The organism is Thermus sp. 2.9 (genome assembly GCF_000794385.1).
GTDB lineage: Bacteria > Deinococcota > Deinococci > Deinococcales > Thermaceae > Thermus > Thermus thalpophilus.
In genome coordinates this window covers 1-7,919 of sequence record NZ_JTJB01000020.1, presented here as the reverse complement: position 1 = coordinate 7,919, position 7,919 = coordinate 1, and the positions used below count along the sequence as shown (strand labels likewise).

14 protein-coding genes are annotated in these 7,919 nt (G+C 67.3%); 2 read left to right on the top strand and 12 right to left on the bottom strand.

All coding sequences use genetic code 11. From position 1 onward, the window contains the following. Positions 1-159: 159 nt before the first annotated feature. The 10 genes from QT17_RS13820 to QT17_RS05535 form a co-directional block, all read right to left on the bottom strand. Positions 160-471 carry a hypothetical protein gene (locus QT17_RS13820; RefSeq protein WP_038043765.1) on the bottom strand — a complete coding sequence of 104 codons (312 nt, stop codon included), beginning with the start codon at positions 469-471 and terminating at the stop codon, positions 160-162. Between the two features lie 71 nt (positions 472-542). Next, positions 543-1,211: a hypothetical protein gene (locus QT17_RS05570; RefSeq protein WP_039457510.1), complete on the bottom strand. Its 669-nt coding sequence runs from the start codon at positions 1,209-1,211 to the stop codon at positions 543-545. A gap of 1 nt (position 1,212) precedes the next feature. Further along, positions 1,213-1,467, bottom strand: coding sequence for a hypothetical protein (locus tag QT17_RS05565; protein ID WP_039457520.1), 255 nt, complete (start codon positions 1,465-1,467; stop codon positions 1,213-1,215). Positions 1,468-1,516: 49 nt separating this feature from the next. Then, positions 1,517-1,759, bottom strand: coding sequence for a hypothetical protein (locus QT17_RS05560; RefSeq protein ID WP_039457507.1), 243 nt, complete (start codon positions 1,757-1,759; stop codon positions 1,517-1,519). A gap of 31 nt (positions 1,760-1,790) precedes the next feature. Further along, the gene (locus QT17_RS05555; protein WP_015717488.1) at positions 1,791-2,018 is read right to left on the bottom strand and encodes a hypothetical protein; all 228 of its coding nucleotides are present in this window, start codon (positions 2,016-2,018) and stop codon (positions 1,791-1,793) included. A gap of 36 nt (positions 2,019-2,054) precedes the next feature. Continuing rightward, positions 2,055-2,177: a hypothetical protein gene (locus QT17_RS14730; protein ID WP_255347419.1), complete on the bottom strand. Its 123-nt coding sequence runs from the start codon at positions 2,175-2,177 to the stop codon at positions 2,055-2,057. A gap of 406 nt (positions 2,178-2,583) precedes the next feature. Beyond that, complete coding sequence (locus QT17_RS05550) at positions 2,584-3,576, bottom strand: hypothetical protein (RefSeq protein ID WP_039457503.1); 993 nt, start codon at positions 3,574-3,576, stop codon at positions 2,584-2,586. Between the two features lie 109 nt (positions 3,577-3,685). Next, positions 3,686-4,441, bottom strand: coding sequence for a sigma-70 family RNA polymerase sigma factor (locus tag QT17_RS05545; protein WP_039457502.1), 756 nt, complete (start codon positions 4,439-4,441; stop codon positions 3,686-3,688). Between the two features lie 187 nt (positions 4,442-4,628). After that, positions 4,629-4,910, bottom strand: a complete 282-nt coding sequence (locus QT17_RS05540) for a hypothetical protein (protein WP_014511017.1) — start codon at positions 4,908-4,910, stop codon at positions 4,629-4,631. 69 nt (positions 4,911-4,979) lie between these two features. After that, on the bottom strand, positions 4,980-5,186 hold the full coding sequence (locus tag QT17_RS05535; RefSeq protein WP_014511018.1) for a hypothetical protein: 207 nt from the start codon (positions 5,184-5,186) through the stop codon (positions 4,980-4,982). A 65-nt stretch (positions 5,187-5,251) separates the two neighbouring features. Here QT17_RS05535 and QT17_RS14875 point away from each other — a divergent pair, with 65 nt between their 5' ends. Then, a complete protein-coding gene (locus QT17_RS14875) occupies positions 5,252-5,563 on the top strand; it encodes a hypothetical protein (protein WP_014511019.1) in 312 nt (103 codons plus the stop codon). Positions 5,564-5,686: 123 nt separating this feature from the next. Here the strand turns inward: QT17_RS14875 and QT17_RS05525 are convergent, their stop codons facing one another. Next, a complete protein-coding gene (locus tag QT17_RS05525) occupies positions 5,687-6,280 on the bottom strand; it encodes a zinc metallopeptidase (RefSeq protein ID WP_039457501.1) in 594 nt (197 codons plus the stop codon). Next, positions 6,277-6,474: a hypothetical protein gene (locus QT17_RS05520; protein WP_039457499.1), complete on the bottom strand. Its 198-nt coding sequence runs from the start codon at positions 6,472-6,474 to the stop codon at positions 6,277-6,279. The genes QT17_RS05525 and QT17_RS05520 overlap by 4 nt, the downstream gene beginning before the upstream one ends. Before the next feature lie 318 nt (positions 6,475-6,792). Between QT17_RS05520 and QT17_RS05515 the strand changes: the two genes are divergently transcribed. Further along, positions 6,793-7,919, top strand: a 1,127-nt coding sequence (locus tag QT17_RS05515) for an IS256 family transposase (protein WP_039457517.1), incomplete at its 3' end; no start/stop codon positions are given.

Here is a 7,919-nt window from a genome sequence, read left to right as displayed (position 1 = left end):
GCTATTTCCCAACTGTTTGCACCTCCTTTCCGTCCTCTCCCGTGGGGCCGTTGTCAGCGAAGCTACCTTGCGGCCCCCGGGCTCCCGGTCTTAGCTACACGAAGGGGAAAGGGGAGGGAGCGTGTAGCTAAGACAGCCCCCTCCCCTCCTCCAGGCCCCCTACTCCAGGAAGTCCTCCAGGGAGACCTCCTCCCTGCGGAGGACCTCGTAGCCGTAGTCCTGCTCTTCCAAGACCTCCACCACTACCCGGCCCGCCTCCAGGTCCAAGGTGAAGGCCCCTGGCCCGTCCGCCCACCGGGCGGTGGCCTCGAGGAGGAGGGCCGCCACCTCCTCCTCGTAGAAGTCCTGGAGGGGCCTTCCTTGGCTTCCGAAGAACCAGACCGCTTCATGGCCCCACTCGGGCTCCACCACGCCTTCCACCCGGGCCACGCCGTCCGTCCGAAGCCTCTGCGCCACCTCTTTAGCCGTCATAGGCGCGTCCACCTCTTTCGGTCTCCCCCCGAGGGGCCGGAAGGCCCCCCTGCCCTGGGGGGCCCTCCCCTTCACCCTCGCCTGTAGAACCCCTCCCTGGCCCAGCGCCGGGGAAGCTCCTCCTGGGGGAGGTGCACCTCCCCGAGGACCCGGTACGGCCCCCGGAAGGGCCAGGGAAAGAGGCCCTCTCGGTCCAGGCGCTCCCGGGCTTGGAGCCAGTCGTCTAGCTCCCTGTCGTCCTCTTTCCACCGCTCCAGGAGGAAGCGCCTTCCCCGGGCGTCCTCCACCTCCAGAAGCCGCACCCCGAGGAGCCCGTAGAGGTCCACGGGGAGGGCTAGGACCCCCTCCACCAGGAGGGCGGCCTCCGCCCAGTCGGCGAGGGGCGCGTCCGAGGCCACCTGGACGAGGTCCCCCAGGTGGAGCTTGGCGAGGAGGAGGAAGACTCGGACGGCGAGGTCGTAGGGGCGCTTCTCCTCCCAGGCGAACCCCGTCTTGCAAAACCCGAAGGACCACTCCCTCTCCTCCCACCAGGGGAAGACGAAGCTCTCGTAGTCCTCCGGGGCGGGGCCGTTGAAGGCGATTTGGGGAGGGTAGAGGACTGGCCCCCCCGTCCCGTCCGGCCCCGCTAGGGGAGGAAGGTGGGGAAGGAGCCGGGCGAAGTCCTCGAGGACGGCCCCAAGCCTCTTCTCCACCGCTTCCTTCGCCTCCGTCCTGATCCGCCAGTAGTGCGTGTGGCCCATGTCAGACCTCCCCGAAAAGCTCCCGCCTGAGCGCCACCGCCGAGTTGTCCTCGTAGGGGGCCTTGAGCCTGGCCTCGAGGGCGTAGAGCCGGGAGGCCAGGCCCCTGAGCTCCCCCACCGCCTCCTCCACCTCCCGGGCCACCCGCTCCGCCTCCAGGGGGTGCTCGGAGAGGAAGGCGTGGAGGTCTTCGGCGTAGAGGGCGAGGGCCCGGGCCGCCTGGGCCATCTCCTCTAGGTGCTTCCTCGTCCGCCGCATCTCCCACCTCTGCCCGGGCGCGAGGGAGGCCACCCGGCCCCCCCTGGCCCTAAGCCACCTCCAGGACCACCCACCCGGCCCGGCTCGGCACGAAGACCTTCTCCCCCGGAAGGGGCTGGACCTCCAGGACCTCCACGTGGCCCAGGGCCTCGAGGTCCTCCAGGTCCACCCACCCCTCCTCCACCAGCCGGGGGTGGACATAGGCCCCGTGCCGCCGGATGAGGCCCTCCAGGGCACGGTCCGAGAGCCTGGTCTTGGGAACGCCGTCCGTGTTGGGCAGGAGCGCGATCATCTTGCACCTCCTGCCCTTGGCCGTGGGGCCGTCAGGCCCCCAGGCCCTCTTCCCTATACGCCACCCGCACCCGCTCCGGGCTCACCAGGACGAGGCCGCTCTTCCCCGGAGCGAGGGCCCGCACCACCTCTTCCGCGAGCTCCATGAGGAAGAGGTGGTCCTGGGGCCGGGGCCTTCCAGCCACCCTCACGGGCTTCCCCTCCTCAAAGACCACGGCGAAGCTCCCGCTCACCCGGGCGAACCGCTTTAGCGCTTCCATAGCGGCCTTCCCCGAGGGGCCGGAAGGCCCCCCCGCTCACAGGCGGTAGAGGACCACCCGGTTCCCCACTCGTCCTAGGGTCTCCTCCATGGCCTCGAGGACCACCCCGGGCTTGAGCCCTCCGAGGCCGATGCCCGGGGATGACACAACCGGTGGCACAAGTGGTGGCCCAGGTGTGTCCAAGCCTCTCCCGGGTCGGCGAGGCTACCTTGCGGCCCGAAGCCGCTCAAACTCGCCACCCGGTGGCGCTCGGGCTAGGGCCTATCCACCACGAAGTTTTGCCACCCCCCGGGGGACGAACACTACAGAGTTTTGCCACCCCCCCGGGGGTAGCACTACGGAGTTTTGCCACCCCCCGGGGGACGAGCACAACAAGGTTTTGCCACCCTCCCCGGGGGTAGCGCTACTGGGTTTTGCCACCCCCCGGGGGGCAGGCACAACAAGCGTGAGAGAAAATCGGGGAAAGGGGGGTTGTCGGGCAACCTGCGTTGCCAAAAGAGAGCATCCGGGCCAAACAGAAAACCCCGGAAGGATAAGGTGGTCCCCCCGGGGCAAAGAAGGGTGTCTACCCGATGACCGGGGTCCGGTAGACGGGCTCCCCGGTGGCAGGGTCGCGGTAGACGGCGATCGCCCTGCCCCGCCCTACCTGGTCCAGGTGGTGCTTGGCCTGGCGGAGGGTGGCGATGGCCTCAAGCTCCGCCAACAGGCCCTTCAGGTGGGCGTCCGCCTCGGCCACCGCCTCCACGTGGCGGCGCACCTCGTGGACCTTCCAGGAGGGCTCCTTCACGAGCTCCTGCAGGAGGCCGACGGCCATGACGGCCTTCATCGCCTCCCTGGAGAGGCCCTGCCGTACCTCCCACCCGATAGGGCTCTTCACGGCCACCACCTGGCCCTTCTCGCGGTCCACCAGGGCGGAGATGGACCGCACCCTCTCCACGAAAGCCTTCTCCCTGGCGGGGAGGGTGTCCACCAGGGCCTGGAAGCTCCTCAAGGTGCCGTCCCAACCCAGGAGCCTGAGCCTGGCCTCCAGGTCCTCGGGGATGAGGTCTTCACGCCGGAAGTGGGGGTTGTCCTCGTGTTCCAGGGCCTCCTCGAGGGGGCTCGCGCCCTCCTCGTACTCCACCCCGGAGAGGAACTTCTCCACCCACTTGGCGGCGTCCTCCACCCGCTTGTCCCGGAAGCCCCAATGCTTCTCCTCCCTCGGGGTAAGGTCGTACACCTCCACGGCGTACTTCACCCCCTCGGGGGACTCCCAGGTCATGGGCTTCCGCTCCTCCTTGGCCTTGCCCTTGCCGTGCCGCACGAGCAAGGTGGAGGGCGCTTCCTCCTTCAGCCGCTCCCGGAGGCGGGCCAGGGCCACCTTGACCGCCGCCACGAAGGGGGCGGGCATGTCCTGGGCGTCCGCCAGGACGTAGCCCTCCTTCGCCGCCTTGGTCATCAGGTCCCTCACGCTCCCGTCCTCCTTCCAGAGCCGCCGAAGGGCCTCGAGGGCCTCCTCCACCGAAGCCGCCTGAGCCTGAGCCGCGAAGTAGAGGCTCCGCACGCTGACCTTGACCATCTTGTACCTCCAACCTCATGCTACCTATCTCTGCCGCGTTTAGCAATAGAAGAAACCTTGGAGGGATAAGGGCGTCCCCCCAAGGCGAGGTGCAGGGTGCCGAAGCCGCCTAGACCGCTTGGGTCCTCGTCATGGCCTCCTTCAGGGCCGCTTCAAGCTCCTCAAGCTCCTCTTCCTCCAAGCCGCCCTCTAGGAAGCGCTCCAAGAGCTCCGCCTCCTTCTCGCCCAGCTTCCGCCGGAGGCCATAGCGCTCGATGGCCTCCTCCAGGGCTTCAAAGGCGCGGGCCCTCTCCTCCTCGCGCTCCCAGGGGTCGTGGCCCACGAACTCCTCCAGCCGGGTGCCCTCTTCGGTGGTGTCGTCCAGGCTGAGGATGGCCTCCGCCTCCGCTACGGCCAAGGCCTCCTCCACCACCTCCAAGGGGATCCCGAGCCTCTCGGCGACCTCCTCCGGCGTGGGTGCACGCCCGAGCTCCGCCTGAAGCCCTTCCGTGGCCCGCTTGACCCTGGCCACGAGCCGGGAGTTCGTGTACCCCACCCCCCGGTTCCGGTAGAACCACTCCCGCACGGCGCGGTCAGCCTCCACCATCACCCAGAAGGTGAGGTTCTTGGAGGGGGAGGGGAGCTTCCGCTCGCCCGTCCGCCAGGCCTTGAGGGAGCTGTGAACCTTGAGGGCCACCTCCTGGGCGAGGTCCAGGGCCTCGTCCCCGAGGAGGTGGAACCGGGAGAAGCCCTCCTTGAGGGCCAGGGCGTAGTAGTGCCGCCCCAGCGCCTCGTAGTCCTCCGCCGCGAACGCCCTCATGACCTGCTCCCTGCTGGCCAAAGGCCGGATGCCTTCCGCCATGAGCCGGATGCTGTCGGTACGCATTTTGTACCTCCACCCTCATGGTACTCTTTCAGGTGGAGGTAAGCAAGCGCATGTGGTTGGCTCTTGCGGCGAAGGGCCTCCCTGGGCTAAGATGAAAGAGCCGGGCCGCCTAGCCGGCTGTCGGCCATTTTGTACCTCCACCGAGTAGGCCCCTGGCCCTCCGCCGGGGGCCGAAAGGTTAAAGGTTTTACCTTCCCCGCCTCAGGCGGCGCACCTCCTCCCGGAGCCTCCGCAACTCGTCCTGAGTGCTCGACAGGGGTCCCGGGGGGAAGAAGAGGTGGGGGCTGAAGAGGAGGCTCCTCAGGATGAAAAGCGAGAGCAGGATCACCCCGGCGAGGTAGAAGGCCTGGGTCCCTCCCCCGGCGAGGTCCAGGAGCACCCCTCCGGCCACCATGAGCCAGAAGAGGCGGCTCCCCAGGACCTCCCTCAGGGCCTGCTGGGCCAGGTTCTTGTTCTGCGCCCGAAGCATAGGTCCATTATCAAACAAAAACCCCGGAAGGATAAGGGCGTCCTTCCAGGGCAAAGAAGGGCGGAAGGCCTACTCCAGCACCACCTCGGGCTCGAAGCCCGTCCAGATGGACGCGGCCAGGACGTGCGAGGGGTTCACCCCCCACACCCTGAGGGCCGGCTTGGGCCAGCCGTGGTCGGGCTGGGTCACCGCCCGGCCCAGGCTCGCCTTCTCCAGCGCCTCACGGAAAGCCTCCTGGTCGCGCACCTCCTTGAAGATGAGGACCATCTCCTTCATGGCAACCTCATGCTACCAGCAGATCTCCTTTCAGGCAACTCCTGGTCTGGTGGTATACTGGGGCCATGCTGGCGGAGATCTTCCGGGAGTACGCGAGGCCCAAGGGGCAGGGCCGGGCCTACCTGGAGAACCTGGCGGGCTTTTTCCTCCACGTGGCCCGGGACCAAGGGGAGGAGGAGCGGGTCCGCATGGTCATCGGGGAGGACCCCGTCCTCGGCCCCTACCTGGACGTGGACCTCCGGGACGCCCCCAGGACCCACGCCTGGCTCTCCGCCTTCCGGGAGGCGGCCAAGGAGGGCGCCCGCCTGGTGGTGAAGGACAGAGGGGACGGCACCGTGGACGCCACCGTCCTCCCTCCGAGCAAGGCCGAGGCGTGATATACTGACCTCGGAAGGCCGAAACCTTCTCCTTCATGGCACCCCGGGGCGCTGAGCTCCGGGGTTTGGATTTTGGTGGCGCGTCTTAGCTACACGGGGAAGGGAGAGGGGAACGGCGTGTAGCTAAGACCACCCCACCAGGAACCCCACGGCCACCAGGAGCCCGCCCAAGGGCACCGCCACGTAGGAGCCCGTGAGGGCGGCCATCACCCGCCTCGCCTCCTCCCTCCACTCCGGGGGCAGGACCTCGAGGCCCCGCCGGTTGGCGTCCACCTCTAGGGGAAGGCTCGCGAGGAAGAGGCCATACCCCCCGGTGAGGAAGGCCGCCCCGAGGGGGCTCGGGCCCACCAGGAACCCGAGGACGAGAAGCCCCAGGGCCAGGGTCAGGGCCCCCTGCGCGGCCCGCACCATCTCGGGGCGTTCACGCCATTGCAGGGCGTGCCCCACCTCGTGAACGGCCACGGCCAGGTGGTATAGGCTCTTCCCCTCGTACACGGCCCGGGTCAGGTAGACGCTCCGCTCCGGGTAGCGCACGCCGTTTCTCCGGCCCACCCGCACCCGGAAGCCCGTGAGGCCCTTCCGCAAAGCCTCCTCGGCGAAGGGGCCCGCCTCGAGGGGAACAGGGACACCCCGGTAGCGAAGGACGGTGAACGCCAGGTAGACGGCGTACCCCGCCACCAGGGCGAGTCCGGTGAGGGCGAGGAGCGCGCCGTTCACCCGTTCACCACCTCCAGGAGCATGTTCCGCGCCAGGAGGACCCCCCCGTACACCAGGGTGGGCACGTCCATGCCCCGGAACCGCTCACCCCTCTCCAGACCCACCGTTTCCGCCGCCCAGGCTCCCAAGGAGAGGAGAAGTCCCGTCCACCCGTACACGCCCACCCCGGCCAGGGCCAGGGCGGCGGACCACATTATTCCCCTTTAGCAACAAATTGTAAACCGCCCATTTCTGAATCTCTCGTCCAGGACGCTAAAATCCCCATCCACCTTTTTCGGGAGAAAATACAAAGAAAGGCAGATGTTTACACGCTCCCAATGCGGACCCCCTTGGGAAAAAGTTCCACCCTCCCCAGATCAGGAAATGCATGAACAAGCTTTGCTCTTTCGAGCACGAACTTTTTTCCTGTGAAAGGAAGATTTTCCTGGGAAAGAACTCGGGACCTCAAAGCGATACGGACTAGCAAAGGAGAAAGAACCCCCGGTCGTGTAAGGATTTATGTGTAAGGGCCCGTGTTTAATAGGGGGGCACACCTTGGAACGAGGAGGTGCCCCGTGGACCAGGATACCTTGCGGATCTTGCTGAGGGAAGCGGTGCGGGAGACAGTAGCCGAGGTTCTGCAGACGGTTCTGGAGCTGGACCGGACAGCCTTCTTGCAGGTGCACGGGGGGCGCAGGAACGGCTACTACCCCCGCAAGCTGGAGACCACCTTCGGCCAGGTGGACCTGAAGGTCCCTAGGGATCGGGAATCTCGGTATTACCCGGCTTTCCTTAAGCCCTACGCCCGCCGCCTGGTGGACGTGGGGGAAGTAGCTGTGGCCTTGTACGCCGCCGGGGTCAGTCAGCGCAAGGCGGCCGAGATATTGAGCCTGCTCTTAGGCCACCGCTACTCCCACGAGACCCTAAGCGCCCTGACCGACCAAGTCCTGGAGGCGGCAGGAGCCTTCCGCACCCGGCTTTTGCCCGAGGAGATGGCCTTCGTCTACCTGGACGGGCTTTCCCTAAAGGTCTTCAGGGAAGGAGAAGGGATCGTGCGGGAAAGCGTGTATGTGGCCCTGGGCATCGCCCCTGATGGGGAGAGACGGGTCCTGGGGTTCTGGCTTTTGCCCACGGAGAGCGCCCTGGGATGGGAGGGGGTCCTGGGGGAGCTTTGGCAGCGGGGCCTGCGGCGGGTATTGCTCTTCATCACCGACGGGCTGCCCGGGCTTCCTGAAGCGATCCGCAGGGTCTACCCTCAGGCGGAATGGCAGCGGTGCGTGGTGCACGGGGTGCGGTGGAGCCTGTCCCAGGTGCGGGCGCGGGACCGGGCCCTGCTGGCGGAGGACCTGAGGCGGGTGTACGGGGCGGAGAGCCGGGAAGAAGCTCTTGGGGCCTTGGAGGAGGTGAAGGCCGCCTGGGGTTCGCGGTACCCGGGGGTGGTGGGGCTTTGGGTACAGGATTCGGGGGCCTTCCTGCGGTTCTACGGGTACCCCAAGGTGCTTTGGCCGTACCTGCGGAGCACCAACCTGATGGAGCGGTTTATCCGGGAGCTACGGCGGGGGACGAAGGTGCGGGACCACAAGTTTCCTAAGGAAGAGGCGGTGTACAAGCTTCTTTACCTGGAGTCGGAGAGGCAGGCTGCTTCGCGAAGCGAACATCT